The sequence below is a fragment of the Achromobacter arsenitoxydans SY8 genome, assembly GCF_000236785.1.
GTDB lineage: Bacteria > Pseudomonadota > Gammaproteobacteria > Burkholderiales > Burkholderiaceae_B > Achromobacter > Achromobacter arsenitoxydans.
In genome coordinates, this window is sequence record NZ_AGUF01000040.1 from 1 (window position 1) to 18,650 (window position 18,650).

The 18,650-nt window shown below is 67.6% G+C and carries 16 protein-coding genes; 2 read left to right on the top strand and 14 right to left on the bottom strand.

Translation table 11 applies throughout. The features are described from left to right. Positions 1-643: MFS transporter (locus KYC_RS09515; RefSeq protein ID WP_008161403.1), on the bottom strand; the 643-nt coding region annotated here is incomplete at its 3' end. Positions 644-927: 284 nt separating this feature from the next. On the opposite strand from KYC_RS09515, the gene KYC_RS09520 reads away from it, so the two are divergent. Continuing rightward, on the top strand, positions 928-1,467 hold the full coding sequence (locus tag KYC_RS09520) for a MarR family winged helix-turn-helix transcriptional regulator (protein ID WP_008161406.1): 540 nt from the start codon (positions 928-930) through the stop codon (positions 1,465-1,467). A gap of 59 nt (positions 1,468-1,526) precedes the next feature. On the opposite strand, the gene lpdA is transcribed toward KYC_RS09520, so the two are convergent. The 13 genes from lpdA to cadR form a co-directional block, all read right to left on the bottom strand. Beyond that, entirely contained in the window at positions 1,527-2,930 is a 1,404-nt protein-coding gene (lpdA, locus tag KYC_RS09525) for a dihydrolipoyl dehydrogenase (protein WP_008161408.1), read from the bottom strand. Between the two features lie 2 nt (positions 2,931-2,932). Then, positions 2,933-4,267 carry a dihydrolipoamide acetyltransferase family protein gene (locus KYC_RS09530; protein WP_008161410.1) on the bottom strand — a complete coding sequence of 445 codons (1,335 nt, stop codon included), beginning with the start codon at positions 4,265-4,267 and terminating at the stop codon, positions 2,933-2,935. 1 nt (position 4,268) lies between these two features. Then, positions 4,269-5,312 (bottom strand): alpha-ketoacid dehydrogenase subunit beta, encoded by a 1,044-nt coding sequence (locus KYC_RS09535; protein WP_008161412.1) that lies wholly within the window; start codon positions 5,310-5,312, stop codon positions 4,269-4,271. A gap of 2 nt (positions 5,313-5,314) precedes the next feature. Beyond that, positions 5,315-6,547: a 3-methyl-2-oxobutanoate dehydrogenase (2-methylpropanoyl-transferring) subunit alpha gene (locus tag KYC_RS09540; RefSeq protein ID WP_008161414.1), complete on the bottom strand. Its 1,233-nt coding sequence runs from the start codon at positions 6,545-6,547 to the stop codon at positions 5,315-5,317. A 226-nt stretch (positions 6,548-6,773) separates the two neighbouring features. Continuing rightward, the gene (locus tag KYC_RS09545) at positions 6,774-9,155 is read right to left on the bottom strand and encodes a TonB-dependent siderophore receptor (RefSeq protein ID WP_008161416.1); all 2,382 of its coding nucleotides are present in this window, start codon (positions 9,153-9,155) and stop codon (positions 6,774-6,776) included. A gap of 62 nt (positions 9,156-9,217) precedes the next feature. Beyond that, positions 9,218-10,189, bottom strand: coding sequence for a FecR family protein (locus KYC_RS09550; RefSeq protein WP_008161418.1), 972 nt, complete (start codon positions 10,187-10,189; stop codon positions 9,218-9,220). Next, complete coding sequence (locus tag KYC_RS09555) at positions 10,186-10,698, bottom strand: sigma-70 family RNA polymerase sigma factor (protein ID WP_043518025.1); 513 nt, start codon at positions 10,696-10,698, stop codon at positions 10,186-10,188. The genes KYC_RS09550 and KYC_RS09555 overlap by 4 nt, the downstream gene beginning before the upstream one ends. 86 nt (positions 10,699-10,784) lie before the next feature. After that, positions 10,785-11,378, bottom strand: a complete 594-nt coding sequence (locus KYC_RS09560; RefSeq protein WP_008161422.1) for a nitroreductase family protein — start codon at positions 11,376-11,378, stop codon at positions 10,785-10,787. Positions 11,379-11,465: 87 nt separating this feature from the next. After that, positions 11,466-12,449, bottom strand: coding sequence for a tripartite tricarboxylate transporter substrate binding protein (locus KYC_RS09565; protein ID WP_008161424.1), 984 nt, complete (start codon positions 12,447-12,449; stop codon positions 11,466-11,468). Between the two features lie 177 nt (positions 12,450-12,626). Next, positions 12,627-13,442 carry an enoyl-CoA hydratase gene (locus tag KYC_RS09570; protein WP_008161426.1) on the bottom strand — a complete coding sequence of 272 codons (816 nt, stop codon included), beginning with the start codon at positions 13,440-13,442 and terminating at the stop codon, positions 12,627-12,629. Next, a complete protein-coding gene (locus KYC_RS09575) occupies positions 13,439-14,182 on the bottom strand; it encodes a FadR/GntR family transcriptional regulator (protein ID WP_043518059.1) in 744 nt (247 codons plus the stop codon). The genes KYC_RS09570 and KYC_RS09575 overlap by 4 nt, the downstream gene beginning before the upstream one ends. 67 nt (positions 14,183-14,249) lie before the next feature. Further along, the gene (locus tag KYC_RS09580) at positions 14,250-15,431 is read right to left on the bottom strand and encodes a CaiB/BaiF CoA transferase family protein (RefSeq protein ID WP_008161430.1); all 1,182 of its coding nucleotides are present in this window, start codon (positions 15,429-15,431) and stop codon (positions 14,250-14,252) included. A gap of 167 nt (positions 15,432-15,598) precedes the next feature. Beyond that, positions 15,599-16,033, bottom strand: a complete 435-nt coding sequence (gene cadR, locus KYC_RS09585) for a Cd(II)/Pb(II)-responsive transcriptional regulator (protein ID WP_008161433.1) — start codon at positions 16,031-16,033, stop codon at positions 15,599-15,601. Positions 16,034-16,132: 99 nt separating this feature from the next. Between cadR and KYC_RS09590 the strand changes: the two genes are divergently transcribed. Beyond that, positions 16,133-18,541, top strand: coding sequence for a heavy metal translocating P-type ATPase (locus KYC_RS09590; RefSeq protein ID WP_337999272.1), 2,409 nt, complete (start codon positions 16,133-16,135; stop codon positions 18,539-18,541). Positions 18,542-18,650 lie beyond the last annotated feature (109 nt).

Sequence of the window (18,650 nt, forward strand, 5' to 3'; positions counted from 1 at the left end):
CCATGAAGTAGGCAATGCCCTTGCCGTCGAACTTGTAATCGCCCTTGGCCTCGGCCTTGCTTTCAGGCGTGCCGCGCACCATCAGCATGCCGATCAACGAGACCACGGCGGAGATGATGAAGATCCAGCGCCAGCCGACATTCGAGGCCATGAACCCGCCGAACAGCGCCGCAAAGCCCGATCCGCCCCAGGATCCCATCGACCACAGCGATACGGCGCGCTGGCGGCCGGCGCCATCCCAATAGGCTTTCACCAGCGCCAGGGAGGCCGGCATGATGAAAGCGGCGGATATCCCCTGCGCAATGCGCCCGGCCATGAGAAAAGGGGCGCCCATGGATCCGGTGGGCGCAAGGCCGATCAGCAATCCCCCGATGATGCTCAGGACAAAGCCCCACATGACGACCCTTACCCGTCCGACGCGATCGGCAAGGCCGCCCATGATGACGATGAAAATCCCCGAAAACAGCGCGGTGATCGACACCGCGATGTTCATGAAGCTCTGGTCCAGGCCGAGATCGGCGGCCATGATGGGAGACGTGTTGAGTGTGGTCTGGGCGAAGAGCCAGAAGGCCAGGACGCCCAGGATGATGCCATAGAGCAGCTTGTCGCTTCCCTGGTAGTGTGTTGCGGGTGTGTCAGTCATTTCTGCGTTCCTTATATCCGGCGCAGATGCGCCTATGCAAAGCAAGCAACGAAGACGGCCCTGGATTGCCGTGAAGATTCTTCGGGCCGTCTGACAACAAATACCTGACAACAACAGTTGCATGCAGCAACTGTTTCCAACAGTCTCGCCCGCGTAGTTCCGCCTGGTTACAGAGTTTGTAATGAGCGCTGATCTGATATCCAGCAATGCCAAGCAATGACGCTCAATGCTTCAATAAAAAATTTCGACCGCCGGATTGGCGGTCGCGACATAAAGGGCATCGGGTGGAAAAGCTCTTCAATAAGGAAAGGCTGACTTTCCGCCTCAATCTTCTCGCCAGCGAAGCGATCGAAGTCAACGACGAGACATTCAATCTGTTCCTGGGCCTGGCCATTCGCGACGTCCGGGTGCTTCGCATCATTGACGACAGGCCGGGAATCACGTTTGTCACGCTCACGCGCCTGGCCAATCTGGAGCGCAGCAGGACATCCCGCATCATCCAGAAGCTGATCAAGCAGAACCTGATCCGCCGCGAAAACGATGCCGGAGACGCACGCCGGTTTCAGCTGTTCGCCACGGACGCCGGCGCGATCATGCGCAAGCGAGCAGACCGGCTTTCGGACGCGCTTGAGGCCTTGCTGCTCGCGCCATTGACCGCCGCCGAGACGCGCGTCCTGAACGAGCTGCTGGCGCGGCTCAACGGCTGGATTCTGTCGAACGACTATCGCAGCCAGCTTGATGATTTTGATAAGGGAACGCACAGCGCGCCGGCATTGGAAGGCACGCGGCCAGCGCCCAGCAGCGCGGACGCGCACTCGGAATGAGCGCGCCCGCCGACCTGCCGGCCAGAGGCGCGGGCCATTGCGGCCCGCCCTCCGGATTCTCAGATATGCAGCGCGTGCCCCAGCGCCTTCAGCGCCGCTTCCTGCACGGCCTCGCCCAGCGTGGGGTGCGCGTGGATGGTGCCCGCCACGTCTTCCAGCGTAGCGCCCATCTCCAGCGACTGGCCGAAGGCCGTCGATAGTTCCGACACCCCGCGCCCCACCGCCTGCCAGCCGACGATCAGGTGGTTGTCGCGCCGGGCCACCACGCGGACGAAGCCGTCGGTGGATTCCAGCGTCATGGCGCGGCCGTTGGCGGCGAAGGGGAAGGACGCCGTCAGGCAGTCCAGCCCGGCGCTCTCTGCCTCCGGCGGAGACATTCCCGCCACCACGACCTCGGGGTCGGTAAAGCACACGGCGGGAATGGCGGCCGGCTGGAAGTGGCGGCGCTTGCCGGCCACCAGTTCGGCCACCATCTCGCCCTGCGCCATCGCGCGGTGCGCCAGCATGGGTTCGCCCGCGATGTCGCCGATGGCCCAGACGTCGCGCATGGACGTGCGGCACTGGTCGTCGATGCGCAGCGCGTTGCCTTTGCGGTCGAGTTGCAGGTTTTCCAGCCCCCAGCCCTGGGTGCGCGGACGGCGTCCCACCGAAATGAGCACGCGGTCGGCCGGCAGCAGGGTTTCGGCGCCACTGGCGTCCTGCACCCGCACCGCGTTGCCCGCGCCGTTCAGCCCCATCACCTTGCGTCCCAGGTGCAGCGCCACGCCCATTTTGGCCAGCGCGGCCGCAACGGGCTTGGTGAGTTCGGCATCGTAGGTCGGCAGGATACGGTCCTGGGCCTCCACCACGGCCACGTCGGCGCCCAGCTTGCGGTACACGGAGCCCAGTTCCAGGCCGATGTAGCCGCCGCCCACCACCACGAGCTGCTTCGGGATGCTGACGGGCGACAGGGCCTCGGTGGACGACACCACCATCCCGCCGAAAGGCATGGACGGCAGCGGCGTGGGCTCGGAGCCGGCCGCCAGCAACAGGTGCTCGCACTGGATGCGGACGCGGCCCGCGTCGGGCGTTTCCACTTCCGCGGTCTTGCCGTCCAGCAGGGTGGCCCAGCCGCGCACCACTTCCACGCCGTTCTTCTTGAGCAGCGCACCCACGCCGCCCGTGAGCTTGCCGACGATGCCGTCCTTCCACGCCACGGTTTTGGCGATGTCGATGCGCGGCGCGTCCACCGCGATGCCCAGCGCGGACTCGCCCGCATAATGGCGCGCCTTGTCGAATTCCTCGGCTGCGTGGATCAGGGCCTTGGAAGGAATGCAACCGATATTCAGGCAGGTGCCGCCCAGCTGCGCGCCTTCGACCAGGATGGTCGGCACGCCCAGCTGCCCGGCACGGATGGCGGCCACGTAGCCGCCGGGGCCGCCGCCGATCACCAGCAGCGTCGTTGTCTTTGTGGTCTGGCTCATGCTTACTCCACGAAAAGCAGCGCGGGTTGTTCCAGCAGCGCGCGCACCGCCTGGATGAAGCGCGCCGCGTCCATGCCGTCCACCACGCGGTGGTCGAAGGACGAGGACAGGTTCATCAGCTTGCGCGCCACCACGGCGCCATTGCGGATCGCGGGCCGCTCGACGATGCGGTTCACGCCCACGATGCCGACCTCGGGATGGTTGATGACCGGCGTCGTGACGATGCCGCCCAGGGGCCCCAGGCTGGTGATGGTGATGGTGGAACCGGACAGCTCGTCGCGCCCGGCCGAGCCATTGCGCACCGCCTGCGCCAGCCGCCCGATCTCGGCCGCCATGGACCAGAGGTCGCGGGCTTCGGCGTGGCGCATCACCGGCACCATCAGCCCGCCGTCGCTCTGCGTGGCGATGCCGATGTGCACGGCGCCGTAGCGCGTGACCACGCCGGCTTCGTCGTCGTAGCGCGCGTTGATCTGCGGAAAATCGCGCAGCGCCACCACCATGGCGCGCGCCAGCAGCGGCAGCAGCGTGAGCTTGCCGCGCGACTCGCCCCACTTGGCGTTGAGCTGAACGCGCAGGTCCTCCAGTTCAGTCACGTCGATTTCCTCGACGTAGCTGAAGTGCGGGATGCGGCGCTTGGATTCGGCCATCTTCTGCGCGATCTTCCTGCGCAGCCCGATGACGGGCACGGCTTCTTCGTCGTTGCGTTCGGCATAGGCCGAACCGGTGCGCGCGCCGCTGGTTCCACCCTGCCCCTGCAGATAGGCGTCCAGGTCTTCGTGCATGATGCGCCCGGCCGGGCCGCTGCCCTGCACAAAGCGCAATTCAATCCCCAGGTCCCAGGCGCGCTTGCGCACGGCCGGCGACGCCAGCGGCTTCTCGCCGGGCTGGCGGGCGGCTGCGGGCGCGCCGCTGGCATGGCGTGCGGCCGGCTGTCTGGACTGCGCCGCTGGCGCTGCGGACGCCGCGGCCTTCTCGGGCGCGGGCTTTTCTGGCGCGGGCTTGGCAGGCGCGGCGGCAGCAGGCGCCTCGGCTGCAGGCGCGGCCGCCTTCTGCGCGGGGGCCGGCGCGGCGGCACCCGCCTTCACGTTGCCCTCGCCTTCGACTTCCAGGCGGATCAGTTCACCGCCCACGGCCATCACCTGGCCCACGTCCCCGCCCAGCGCAACCACCTTGCCGACCACCGGTGACGGGATCTCGACCGTGGCCTTGTCCGTCATTACGTCGGCCAGCGGCTGGTCTTCGGCGACCGTGTCGCCGACCTTGACGTGCCAGCCCACCAGTTCGACTTCTGCGATGCCTTCGCCGATATCGGGCATCTTGATGATGTGAATCCCCATGTCATGCCTCCATCGCGCGTTTGAACGCTTCGCCGACCCGGCGCGGGCCGGGGAAGTACGCCCATTCCTGCGCGTGCGGATAGGGAGTGTCCCAACCGGTCACGCGCTCGACGGGCGCCTCCAGATGATGGAAGCAGTGTTCCTGCACCAGGGAAATCAGTTCCGCGCCAAAGCCGCAGGTGCGCGTGGCCTCGTGCACCACCACGCAGCGGCCCGTCTTCTTGACGGAATTGACGATGGCGTCCAGGTCCAGCGGCCACAGGCTGCGCAGGTCGATGATCTCGGCGTCGATGCCGGTTTCCTCGGCCGCGGTCAGCGACACGTGCACGGTGGTGCCGTAGGTCAGCACGGTGAGTTCCGTCCCCGGCCGCACGATGGCGGCGGATTCCAGCGGGACGGTGTAATAGCCCGTGGGCACCACGCTGCCCGGACGGCCCGTCCAGGGCGTCACGGGGCGGTCGTGGTGGCCGTCGAAGGGGCCGTTGTAGAGCCGCTTGGGCTCCAGGAAGATCACCGGGTCGTCATTCTCGATGGCCGCGATCAGCAGCCCCTTCGCGTCGTACGGGTTGGACGGCATCACCGTGCGCAGCCCGCAGACCTGCGTGAACATCGCCTCGGGGCTCTGGCTGTGCGTCTGCCCGCCGTAGATGCCGCCGCCGCAAGGCATGCGGATGGTCATGGGCGCGATGAATTCACCCACCGACCGGTAGCGCAGGCGCGCGGCCTCGGACACGATCTGGTCCGAAGCCGGATAGAAGTAGTCGGCGAACTGGATTTCGCACACCGGGCGCAGGCCGTAGGCGCCCATGCCCACCGCCACGCCGACGATGCCGCCCTCGGAGATCGGCGTGTCGAACACGCGCGAGCTGCCGTACTTGGCCTGCAGACCCTCGGTGCAGCGGAACACGCCGCCGAAATAGCCGACGTCCTGCCCGAACACCACCACGTTGTTGTCGCGCTCCAGCATCACATCCATGGCCGAGCGCAATGCCTGGATCATGGTCATCGGCGCCGAGGCCGGACCAGCGTTGTTATCAATTGCCATGGTCACACTCCGAGCTGCTGGCGCTGCCGGCGCAGATGTTCCGGCATGTCCTTGTAGACGTCTTCAAAAATGCTGGCGGCGCTGGGGACGTGGCCGTCCACCAGGGTGCCGTAGCTTTCCGCTTCCTTTTGGGCCGCCAGGATCTCGGCGTCGAGTTCGGCGCGGACCGCGTCGTGTTCGGCGTCGGACCAGATGCCCAACTGGATCAGGTGCTTCTTGAAGCGTTCTATCGGATCGCCCAGCGGGAAGTGGCTCCAGTCGTCGCCGGGGCGGTACTTCGTGGGATCGTCGGAGGTGGAATGCGGACCGGCGCGGTACGTCACCCACTCGATCAGCGTGGGACCGAGGTTGCGGCGCGCGCGCTCGGCGGCCCAGCACGAGGCGGAATAGACCGCCAGGAAATCGTTGCCGTCCACCCGCAGCGACGCGATGCCGCAGCCCACGCCGCGTCCCGCGAAGGTCGCGCCTTCGCCGCCGGCGATCGCCTGGAAGGTGGAGATGGCCCACTGGTTGTTGACCACGTTCAGGATGACGGGCGCGCGGTACACGTGCGCGAAGGTCAGCGCGGTGTGGAAGTCCGCTTCGGCGGTGGCGCCGTCGCCGATCCAGGCCGAGGCGATGCGGGTGTCGCCCTTGATGGCCGACGCCATCGCCCAGCCCACCGCCTGGATGAACTGCGTGGCAAGGTTGCCCGAAATGGTGAAAAAGCCGTTTTCGCGGTCGGAGTACATGACCGGAAGCTGGCGGCCCTTGAGCGGGTCGCGCTCATTGGACATGAGCTGGCACATCATGGTCACCAGCGACACGTCGCGCGACAGCAGGATGCTCTGCTGGCGATAGGTGGGGAAACACATGTCTCCCTTTTCCAGCGCCATGGCGTGCGCGGTGCCGATGGCTTCCTCGCCCAGGCTCTGCATGTAGAACGAGATCTTCTTCTTGCGTTGCGCCGTCAGCATGCGCCCATCGAAGATGCGCGTCTTGAGCATCGCCCGCATGCCGGCGCGCAGCATGTCGTTGCTGATCTGCGGCGCCCAGGGCCCGACGGCGCGGCCGTCTTCGTCGATCACCCGGACCAGGCTGTACGCCAGCGGGCCGGTATCAACGGCGGCAACATCAATGGGGGGTTTGGGCACCTCGCCGGGCGGCGAAAGATGCAGATAGGAGAAGTCGGTCTTGCAACCCGGGCGCCCTGTCGGCTCCGGGACGTGCAACTTCAGCGGCCCATATTGGCTCATGTATTGTCTCCACGCTTGATCGTGTCATGCGTTTTCTTCCTACCAGGGCGTTGCCAAAGGCGTGTGGCCTTGGGCGCTGCCGTCGTCGGTCCGCGCATTCGGATACGGATGCGCGGCCGTTGACGAGATTAGCACAGGGGACAGGGCGGATGAGCGGAGCCGGCGGCCTGGGGGGCCGCCTTTGGACTACGGGTTTTCCAGCGTTGCGCGCGTTGGGCCGAGCGCTTTACCAGCGGTAGCTCAGGGTCGCGTACAAGGTGCGCGGATCGCCGTAGCGGCAGCCGGTGCTGCCGGCGCACGCCAGGTAGCCGCGGTTGAAAAGGTTGCGCGCGTTCAGCGTGAGCGACAGGCCGGACATGGACGGATCCAGTGCGCCAAAGTCGTAGGCCGCCATGGCGTCCACCAGGAACTGGCCCGGCACGTTGGCGGGATAGCCAGGCAGGTTGGTCGAGCTGGCGTAGCGCACCCCCGCCCCCACGGTCAGACCGCTTACGCCCGCCCCCGTCAGGTTGTAGTCGGCCCATACCGACGCGCTGTGCAGCGGCACCAGCGCGATGCGCTGGTCCACCAGGGCCGGCGTATTGCTGCGCGTGGTGCGCGCATCGGTATAGGCGTAGCTGGCGGTCAGGTTCAGCGCGCCCAGGCGGGCCTTGGCCTCCAGTTCCAGGCCGCGCGACCTGGCCTTGCCGGTCTGCACCGAGTACGTGGCGTCGGCGGGATCGCTGGTCAGCGCATTGGTCTGCGTCAGGTCGTAGACCGCCGCGCTGAACAGCATATTGCCGCCGGGCGGCTCATAGCGCAGCCCCAGTTCGTACTGCGTGCCCTTGGTCGGCTTGAACGCATTGCCGGCGCGATCCACGCCGACCGTGGGCGCGAATGACTGGCTGGCGCTGAGGTAAGGCGCCAGGCCGTTGTCGGCCAGGTAAAGCAGGCCGGCGCGGCCGGTCGTGGCGGTGTCGCGCAGCCGGGTGGTTACGCCGCTGGCGTAGTTCTTCTGGTCGGTGTCGGCCCAGTCCTGGCGCCCGCCCAGCACCACCACCCACTTGTCCCGGATCTTGATCTGGTCCTGCACGTAGAGACCCAGCGCGCTGGAGCGCGTGTTGATGCCGTAGTCGGCGGCCTTGTTGATCACCGGCACGGCGCCGTAGACCGGGTTGTAGATATCGGCCAGCGGGGCCACCGTGCCGGAGTGGCGATGGGAGTCGTAGCCGCTGCGGTAATAGTCCAGCCCGGCCAGCACGGTGTGCTGCAAGGGGCCGCCGTCCAGCTTCAGTTCCAGCGAGGTGTCGGTCGCCACGCCATAGGAATGCTCGCTGCGGCTGACGACGCCGCGGCGCAGCGTGCGGCCATTGGGCTGCAGCGCGCCGAACGACAGGTAGTCCCAGTTGCCGTCGGCGGTGAAGTAGCGCGCGCTCTGGCGCAGCTTCACACGCTCATTGAAGGCGTGCTCGAAGGCGTAGCCCACGGTGTAGGTGTCGGTGTCGTAGCGGTCGAAATCCGGCTCGCCAATGAAAAGGTCGCGCGGAATCTGTCCGTTCAGCGTATTGGCGGCGGGCATGGGCGCGGCGAACTTCGTGCGGATGCGCTGATAGGTCGCCAGCAGCGTCAGGGATGTGGCTGCCGATGGCTGCCACGTCAATGCCGGCGCCAGATAGGTGCGGTCGTCGGGCACGTGGTCCACCCAGTTGTCGGCGTTGCGGGCCAGACCCGTCAGACGGTAGGTCCACGCGCCGCCCTCGGTCAGCGCGCCGGCGAAATCGCCCGACACCTGCCGGCGGTTGTAGCTGCCCGTCTCCAGGTTCAGTTCGCGCAGCGAGTCCGCAGTGGGCCGCTTGCTGACGGTGTTGACCACGCCGCCCGGACTCAATTGCCCGTACAGCACGGACGACGCGCCGCGCAGCACTTCCACGCGCTCCAGGCCGTACGGTTCCTGGCCGCCGTCGTAAACGCTGGACTGCAGCTTCAGGCCGTCGCGCAATTGCCCGGAATTGCCCGCGGCCACGTTGAACCCGCGCAGCATCAGGTCATCGACCATGCGGCTGAACGCCGGCGACTGCGACGCAACGCCCGGCGTATAGCCTAGCGCGTCGGCAACGGACGCCGCCTTCACCACGCGGATCTGGTCGCTGGTGACGACCGACACCGATTGCGGTGTTTCGATCAGGGGCGTGTCCGTCTTCATGCCCGACATGGCGCGCTGCGCGACATAGCCGTCGACATGGCCAGTGGGCGACTCGACTGCCCCCGTCACGCGCACGGGATCCAGCATCGTGGCGTTCTCTGCGGCGCGCCGCGCGCTCAGCGTGCCGTTAGCCGTCACCGCCAGTTCCAGCCCGCTGCCCGCCAGCGCCCGGCGCACGGCCTCCTCGGCGCTGAACTCGCCCGCAACGGCCGGCGCCCTGCGTCCCGCCACCAGGGCCGGATCCACCGAGACCGCGCGCCCGCTCTGGCGCGCGATGCGGGTCAGGGTGTCGCCCAATGGCGCGGCCGGCAGGTCGTAGCGCGCCGCCGCTGCGGACGGGGCCGGGGATTGCGCATGGACCGCAGGCGCGGTCAGTGCGATGAGCAGCGCGGCCGCCAGCGGCGCGACCGGATAACGTTGAAACATGGGATCTCCTGCAAACAGTTTGGCGTTTCAGGAGGTATGTCCAGCGAGGCCGGCAAAAGTGATCATCTTTTTTTGGCGCCGTCCGCACGCAGGTCGATGCCGACCAGCCAGCCGCCCAGCGAACTGACGTCGATGGGCAGCGTCTGGCGCAGGGATTCGAGCGTCTTGTCCGTATCGTCCAGCGGAAACGCGCCCAGTACGCGCAGCCGGGCGGCGGCCGGGGTAATCCTGATGACGCCGCGCCGGTAGGGGCGCAACGCATCCACCACCGCGCCCAGCGGTTCGTCATGCACGACCAGCATTCCGCTTTGCCAGGCGGCTGCGTCGCCAAGCAGCGCATCCGGCTGCCCCAGCCCCCCTGCGCCAAAGCGCACGCCCTCGCCTGCATGCAGGATCCTGCGCTGGCCGTCCGCGCGCACCTCGACGCTGTGCTCGATCACACTGGCAACGCTGGCGCCGCCTTCGCGCGCCACGCCGAACACGGTGCCCAGCGCCTGAACCTCGCCATCGGCGCTCGCCACCACGAATGGCCGGCTGGCGTCGGACGCCACCCGCACGTACACGGCGCCGCTGCGCAGCAGCACCCGGCGTGCGCCCAGGCTGAAATCCAGGTCCACGGCGGACCGCGCATTCAGGGTCAGCTCGCTGCCGTCCGGCAAGGTGTATACCCGGCGCTCCGCCGTGCCCGTGCGCAAATCGGCGGTCAGCGTGCGCAACGGCGTCTGGCGGTCGGCCAGCGCCGCCAGGCCGCCGGCGGCGAGCGCCAGCGCCAGCATCTTGCGCAACGCGCGGCGGCGGGCGGGCGGCGCCTGCAGCACCGCTCCCGCGGCGCGCCGCTGCCCGCCCTGGCCCAGGGCATCGAAGGAATTCTTGACGGCGGCGTTTACCGTTTCCCACGCCTCGGCATGACGCGGATCCGACTGGCGCCAGCGCTCGAAGCCAACCCGGTCCGCGGCGGCGACGCTGCCCGAGGACAGCAGCACCATCCAGTCCACCGCCGACTCGAGCTCGGGCGTCAACAAAGGCGCCGTCATAGCGCCAGCCGCGCGGCCACGCACAGCGTAATGGCCTGCTTCATGTAGCGCCGCACGGTGATGACGGACACGCCGATGCGCGCGGCGATCTCGGCATAGCTGAGTTCGTCAAGCTGGCTATAGAGAAAAGCCTGGCGCGCCTTGCCCGGCAGGCGCTGCAAGACCCGGTCGATGTGCATCAGCGCCTCGACCACCAGCGCCCGGCTTTCTTCGCTGGGCGCGCTGGCCTGCGGCAAGGCCTGCAGGCTTTCGATATAGGCGCGCTCCAGGTCGCGGCGGCGCCAGAAGGTGAAGAGCGCGCGTTGCGCCAGCGTCGTCAGGAAAGCGCGCGGCTCACGGATCGCTTCGGCTTGGCGTCCCGAAAGGAGCCGCACGAAGGTATCGTGAGCGAGGTCGGCAGCGTCGTGGCGGCAGCCCAGCCTGCGCCGCAGCCACTCCTGCAACCAGGAGTGATGAGCTTCATACAGCTCTGCCGCAGCGTGCTGCGTGGGCTGCGCGGATGAGGACATAACAAGGCGCCAAGCTAATTAACAATAAGAATTATTGTCATTTATTGCCTTGCGCGCAAGCGCGGACGTTCGCCCGCGCCCACCCCTCAGACCGGGCCGGTCCACTCCGTGACGAAATCGCGGTAATCCGGGCGGTTGGCCGGCGGCACCGCGCACGCCGGCGTGCCGATGGCCAAAAAGCCCAGGAAGCGGTAATCCAGCGAATCCAGCCCCAGCGCATTCTGGACGTCTTCGACGTAGGTGCCCACGCCGGTGCTCCAGAAGGCGCCGTAGCCCAGCATGTGCACTGCGTTCAGGATGTTCATGACGGAGCAGCCCGTGGCCAGCAGTTGCTCCTGCTCCGGAATCTTGGTGTTGTCGTGCGCGATCTTCTGCGCCACACCGATGAACAGCGGCACGTCGGCCATCCATGCCCGCACCGACTTTTCTTTTTCCGGCGTCATACGGGGATCGCCGCTGCGTTTGACGGCCTCAAGCGCCACGTCCGCCAGCTTGCCGATGGCCTCGCCCTGGATCACGACGAAGCGCCACGGGCGCAGCGCGCCGTGATCGGGGGCCGACATGGCGGCCTGCAGGATCTGCTGGAGTTCGTCGGGCTTGGGTGCGGGCGCGCGCAGGAACTTGGTGGAACGGCGCGTGGTCAGGGCGTGCAGCGGCGTGGCGGTCTGGGTTACGGTCATTGATTCGGGCGTAAATGGGAAAGAAACAGATTCTCATAGTACGCCAATCATCAACCCGCCTCCTCCATCCCCACGCCGGGCCAGAGGTCATTCGATCTGGATGTTCACTTCCTTGATGACCGCTCCCCAGCGCGCCAGCTCCGCGTTGACGAACTGGCCAAGCTCCGCGGGGCTGCTGGCGCCGGGCGTCGCGCCCTCGCCCTTGAACCGCGTCTGCAGGGCCGGAATCGCCAGGGCCCGCGCCACCGCCTTGTTCAGCACGTCGACGACCGCGTCGGGCGTACCCTTGGGCGCCATCAGCGCGTTCCACGTGTTGATTTCATAGCCCTTGAACATGGCCGTTTCCGCCACCGTGGGCACATCGGGCAGTTCGGTGGAACGATCCCGGGTGGTCACGGCAAGCGCGCGCAGGCTGCCGGCCTTGACCTGCGGCAGCGCCGCCGGCAGCGTCGCGAAGCTGAATTGCGTTTCGCCGCTCATGACGGACGAATTGGCCAGCGCGCCGCCGCGGTACGGCACGTGCTGGATCTGCACATGCGCCTCCGACGCGAACATGGCGCCCGCGACATGCACCGGCGAACCGTTGCCGCTGGACGAATAGTTCAGGTCGCCCGGTTTGGAACGCGCCAGCTCGACCAGCTCGGTCACGGACTTGACCGGCAGCTTGGGGTTGGCGACCAGCACCAGCGGGATCGACGCGATCATGCTGACCGGCGCGAAGCCGCCGACGGGGTCATAGCCCAGGGACTTGCGGTACACGGCCGGATTGATGCCGTGGCTGGACACCGTGGCCATGAACAGGGTGTAGCCATCGGGCGCGGCCTGCTGCACTGCGGCTGCGGCGATGTTGCCGGCGGCGCCCGCCTTGTTCTCGATGATGACGGGCTGCTTGAGCTCCTTGCTGAGCTGTTCGCCCAGCGCCCGCGCCAGGATGTCGGTCGTGCCGCCCGCGGCATAGCCGACGACGATGCGGATCGGCTGGCTGGGAAAGCTGTTCTGGGCCAGCACCGGCGCTGCCGCGCATGCCCAGGCAAGACCCGCCGCCGCCAATTTCAGGGTAGTCGTTTTCATCGTTGTCTCCTCGTCGCCGCGCTTTTCTGCGCGATCTGTGGCTCCGCCTTCCGGGGAATCGGGGCGAAGGCCGGGGGAACCGGTACGGCGCCGGATTCGGGACGCAGCCGTCCCCGGGGCCGCGCCCGGAAGGCGCGGTCCTGGAAGCTGCGGGGGGAATCCGGCGCCGCGCCGGAATCAGGTGCCGGTGAACACCGGCGCTCTCTTCTCCGCGAACGCCTTGCGGCCTTCGCGATAGTCATTGCTTTCGAAGCACTCCATCACCAGCTGGCGCATGCCTTCGATGTCGACCTCGGGGCCCAGCTGCTGCATCTGGCGGATCATCCGTTTTCCGGCGCGCAGCGTCAGCGGCGCATTGGCCTGGATCTGGGACAGCATCTTCTCCAGCACGGCTGGCAGTTCTTCCGTGGACGCCACCTTGCTCAACAGGCCCAGTTCCTTGGCCTCCTGCGCCGTATAGCGCGCCGCGGTCAGAAAGATTTCCAGCGCGTTGGCCGGACCGACCGCCGTGACCAGGTTGCGGATCGCGGTCAGGCGATAGCCCAGGCCCAGCTTGCCCGCCGGAATCGCGAACGAGCTGCCTTCCGATGCCAGCCGGATGTCGCAGCACAGGGCGATGTTCAGGCCGCCGCCGATGCAATAGCCCTGGATATAGGCTAGCGTCGGCTTGTCGTAGTCATACAGCGCCAGCTGCGCCGCTTCGGCCACGCGCTCGTAGGCCTCAACCGCCTCTTCGCCGCTGCGCAAGGTGTCGAACTGCGAGATGTTCGCGCCGCTGACAAAGGCCTTGCCGCCCGCCCCCTGCAGCACCACCGCGCGGATATCCGGATCCGCGGCGAACGCCTGAAGCACGACCGGAATGGCTTCCCACATGGCATACGACACGGCGTTGTGGCGTTGCGGATCGTTGAACGTCAGCCAGCCCGCCGAACCGCGCTTTTCAGCCACGATGTGATCGGTGATCTCGCCCTGCAGGATGCGTTGGATGTTCACGGTTGCTTTCCTTGTATGACTGTCTGGTGTCTTTGAATGCCGTTGGTCAGGTGGTCGCGCATAGCCTGGCGCGCCCCGTCGCTGTCGCCCGCGACGATCGCATCGAAGATGCGGTGGTGTTCGCGCTCGATCTCGGCCACGCGTTCAGTGCCCGCGCTGGTGTAGCGCAACGTGCGCACGGCGCCGCGGAACACATGCCGCAAGTGCGCAAGCAGCCGAACGAAATACGGATTGTTGGTCGCCTCGCCCACCGCCATGTGGAAGTCCAGGGCCTGGTCCGCGCCCGCCTGCCAGTCGTTGCCAGCGGCGTCGACCCGCTGCAGCGCCTGGCGCAGCGTCTCGATCTGCTCGGGCGTCCGATGCAGCGCCGCTTGCGCTGCCGCCCCCGATTCCAGCTCGACCCGCAGACAGAACACGTGCGCCAGCGGTTCCGGCTGCAGCAGGTCTTCGGGCGCGATCTCGAAATTGCGCGTGCCCACGTCCAGCGCCACGAACGTGCCGACCCCGCGCCGCGTGTCCACGTAGCCCGACAGCTTCAGCCGCGCGATCGCTTCGCGCACGACGTTCCGGCTGACCGCGAACATCTGGGCCAGCTCGAATTCCGTGGGCAGCCGCTGTCCCGGCTCGAACTCGCCCGAGACGATCTTCTGGCGTATCTGCGCGGCGATCTCGTCGGGCAGATTGTCAGGACGTCCCAGGCTGGAAAAAACCTGGTCGGCAGCGGTGGATGGGGCGTTCATCATGGGGCGGTCTCCGTCGGGGCCGCCCTGTTTCCGGCGGCCATGGCGGCGATATTAGCCTTGCGCGTCAGATCACGCCGTCCTCGGCCAGCTGCTTGAGGTCGGCCGCGGCCAGGCCCAGCATGCCACCGTAGACGTCGCCATTGTGCTCGCCGCGTTCCGGAGCAGGCGCCATGTCGCCCGGGCCGGTACGGCTCAGGATCATCGGCTGGCCCACGACCGAGATCGGCCCCAGCCCCGGATGCTGGATCTGGCGGCTGAGGTTCAGGTGCCGCACCTGCGGATCCTCGAAGGTCTGGTCCATGCCCAGGATCGGACCGCAGGGCACGCCCTCTTTGTTCATCAGCGCGATCCACTCGGCGGTGTCGCGCGTGGCGGTGCGTTCGCCGATGGCGGCGTTCAGCGCCGCGCGGTTGCGCGCGCGCAGCGGCACCGTCAGGAACCTTTCATCTTCGATCAGCGCGGGTATTTCCAGCACGCGGCACAGCCGGGCGTAGATGTCGTTGCCCATGGCCGCGATGTTCATATAGCCGTCGCGGGTGGGGAACACGCCCGTCGGGCTGCTGGTGGGATGGTCGTTGCCGCTCTGGCCGGGGACCTCGCCGTTCATCAGCCAGCGCATCGCCTGGAAATCCATCATCCAGACCTGCGACTGCAGGAGCGACGTCTGCACCCACTGCCCCTGCCCCGAGACCTCGCGTTCCAGCAGTGCGATGAAAATACCGATGGCGCAGAACAGGCCCGCCGTCAGGTCCGCGATGGGAATCCCCGCCCGCATCGGGCCCCGGCCGGGTTCGCCGGTCACGGACATCAGGCCGCCGATACCCTGTGCGATCTGGTCCAGCCCGGGACGTGCTGCGTACGGACCGTCCTGGCCGAAGCCCGAGACGCTGGCGTAGACGATGCGCGGATTGACCTTGCGCAGCGACTCGTAGTCGATGCCCAGCTTGAACTTGACGTTGGGACGATAGTTTTCAACCACCACATCGGCCTGGCGCACCAGGTCCAGGAACAGCGCGCGCCCCTGCGGATGCTTCAGGTTGAGGGTCACGCTGCGCTTGTTGCGGTGGGTGTTCTGGTAGTCCGCGAACTGCGCGGAGCCGCCCGGCTTGTCGTCCTGCTCGTCGCCGGGCTCTTCGATCTTAATGACCGTTGCGCCCCAATCGGCGAACTGCCGCACTGCCGCCGGCCCGGAACGCACCCGGGTCAGGTCCAGAACCGTGAATCGGCTCAGGGGTTTTGCGTCCATGTTTGTCTGCCTCGCATCTTCTTGACTGGATCGGTCGCGGGAAATCGCGCCTTCCGTCATTTGTTGGATGTTGGACATCTTACATGCCGCTTTGAGGCAAAACAATCCCGGATCCGCCCCTGGCAGACCCGGGATTTCCCTGAATCAAAACATGGTTGGTAGCGGCCTCACCCCAGGTGCGTGTGCCGTTCCTGCCGCTCTTCGACCTGCATTTCGCTCAGGCCGTGCAGGATGCCGCAGGCGTCGGTGTCGGGCTGGGCCGACAGGCAGCGTTGGCGCAGTTCGCCCAATTGGGCCTTCAGCTGCATCAGTTCGGCGATGCGTTCGTCGACGTGCGAGATGTGCTCGTCGAACAGTTTGTTAATGGGGCCGCAACCAGTCCGGTGGTTGTCGGCCAGGGACAGGATGGCGCGGATTTCGTCCTGCGTCATATCCAGCGCCCTGCAATTGCGGATCAGCCGCAGCCGCTCCAGGTGGGGCTGCCCATAGCTGCGGTAATTGTTCAGCCCCCGTTCCGGCGCGGGCAGCAGCCCTTCTTTCTCGTAATACCTGACGGTTTCGACCGTGGTGCCGGCCGCCGTGGCCAATTCGCCGATACGCATCCTTGCCTCCCGGATCACATCCGAATGTTTAGGGGGTTGACCCTATAGTAACTCCAAGGTGTGCAATTGCGTCATCAGCTTATTTGAAGGTCCAAGACGATGTCTTTACCTCCGATCAAACAACACGAACATGCGTCCGCCGGGCACGGCGGCACCTGCTGCGGCGGTCAACGCGCGCAGGAACTGAAGACGCAGGAGCGGAGCAGCCACGATCACCATGGGCACGATCATGGGCACGACCATGGGCACGCCCACGACCACAGCCACGACCGCGACGCCCATCCCTCCCCCGAGATCGGCGCGGTCTGCTGCGGCCACGACCATGCCGCCGACGTGCGGCCGTCCGGCGCGGCGGCCGCCACGCTGGCCGCCGGCCCCGGCCAGGCGCTGGCGCGACTGCGCATCGGCCAGATGGACTGCCCCACGGAAGAAACGCTGATCCGCAAGAAGCTGGGCAACCTGGACGGCGTGCATGCGCTGGACTTCAACCTGATGCAGCGCATCCTGACCGTGGTGCACGCCGAAGGCGCACTGGACCGCATCATCGCCGCCATCAAGTCCCTGGACATGACGCCCGAGCCGCTGGCGCAGGGCGAGGCGGGCCATCCCGGGGCGCCCGCGCCCGCCGCCCAGCGCGTGAACTGGTGGCTCATCGGCGGCGCGGGCGTGCTGGCCGCGCTGTCCGAGTTCTCGCATTTCGCGGGCGGCCCGCTGGCGCTGACCGCGGCGCTGGCCGTGGCCGCCATCCTGGCCTGCGGCGTGACCACCTACCGCAAGGGCTGGATCGCGGTGCGCAACGGCAATCTGAACATCAACGCGCTGATGAGCATTGCCGTCACCGGCGCAGTGCTCATCGGCCAGTGGCCCGAGGCCGCGATGGTGATGTTCCTGTTCAACGTGGCCGAGCTCATCGAGGCCCGCTCGCTGGACCGCGCGCGCAACGCCGTGCGCGGCCTGCTGGACCTTGCGCCCGAAACCGCCACCGTGCGCCAGGCCGATGGCACCTGGATCGAAGCGCCGGCCGCCGCGCTGCAGCCGGGCGACATGGTGCGCGTACGCCCGGGTGAACGCATCGCCGCAGACGGCATCATCGTCAGCGGCAGTTCGGCCGTGGACCAGTCCCCGATCACGGGCGAAAGCCTGCCCGTCGAGAAAGCGCAGGACGACCCCGTCTTTGCCGCCACCGTCAACACGGCCGGCTCCTTTGAGTACCGCGTGACGGCTGCGGCCGGCAACACGACGCTGGCCCGCATCATCCACGCCGTGGAGCAGGCGCAGGGCGCGCGCGCGCCGACCCAGCGCTTCATCGACCGCTTCTCGCGCATCTACACCCCCGCCGTGGTGGGCATCGCCGTGCTGGTCGCCGTTCTGCCGCCGCTGCTGTGGGGCCAGCCCTGGTTCGACGCCATCTACCGCGCGCTGGCGCTGCTGATCATCGCCTGCCCGTGCGCGCTGGTGATCTCTACCCCCGTCAGCATCGTCAGCGGCCTGACCGCGGCCTCGCGCCGGGGCATCCTGGTCAAGGGCGGCGTGTACCTGGAAGAAGGCCGCAACCTGAAATGGCTGGCGCTGGACAAGACCGGCACGCTGACCCACGGCAAGCCGGTGCAGACCGATATGCAGGACTGGGACGCGCCCGGACAGGCGCGCCATCCCGCCGCCCTGATCGCGGCCAGCCTGGCCGCCCGGTCGGACCATCCGGTATCGCTCGCCGTTGCCAATGCCGCGCGCGAAGCGGGCAGCGCCCTGCTGGACGTGGACGCCTTCACCGCCCTGCCCGGGCGCGGCGTCAGCGCGCAGCTCGACGGCGTGACGTACCGGCTGGGCAACCGCCGCCTGATGCGCGAACTGGGCGTCTCCAGCGACAAGCTGGAAGCGCGCCTGGATGAACTGGAAAGCCAGGGCAAGAGCGCCATCGCGCTGACCGACGGCAGCCGGGTACTGGCGCTGGCGGCGGTGGCGGATACGGTCAAGCCCACCAGCGCCCAGGCCGTCGCGGACCTGCATTCGCTGGGTGTGCGCACCCTGATGCTGACGGGCGACAACACGCCGACCGCCCGCGCCATCGCGCAACAGGTGGGCATCGACGAAGCCCGGGGCGATCAATTGCCCGAAGACAAACTGGCCGCCATCGAAAGCAAGCTGGCGCCGGGCGCGCGGGTCGGCATGGTGGGCGACGGCATCAACGACGCGCCCGCGCTGGCCCGTGCCGATATCGGCTTTGCGATGGGCGCGGCCGGCACGGGCACCGCCATCGAAACGGCCGACGTGGCCCTCATGGACGACGACCTGCGCAAGATCGGCACGTTCCTGCGCCTGTCGCGCGCCACCCACCGCGTACTGGTGCAGAACATCGTGCTGGCCCTGGGCATCAAGGCGGTGTTCCTGGCCCTGGCCATGACGGGCAATGCGACCCTGTGGATGGCGGTGTTCGCCGACGTGGGCGCCAGCCTGCTGGTGGTGGCCAACGGATTGCGCCTGCTGCGGGCGGCGCCGGCGCACGGCTGATCTGGCCCCCCCTCCGCCGGGCGCCCGGCTAGGGATGCCCGGCCAGGGGCGCCCCTGGCGGCCCGGCCGGCTTTTGCCCTTATCATGGCAAAAAATCGAGCCGCCGCGT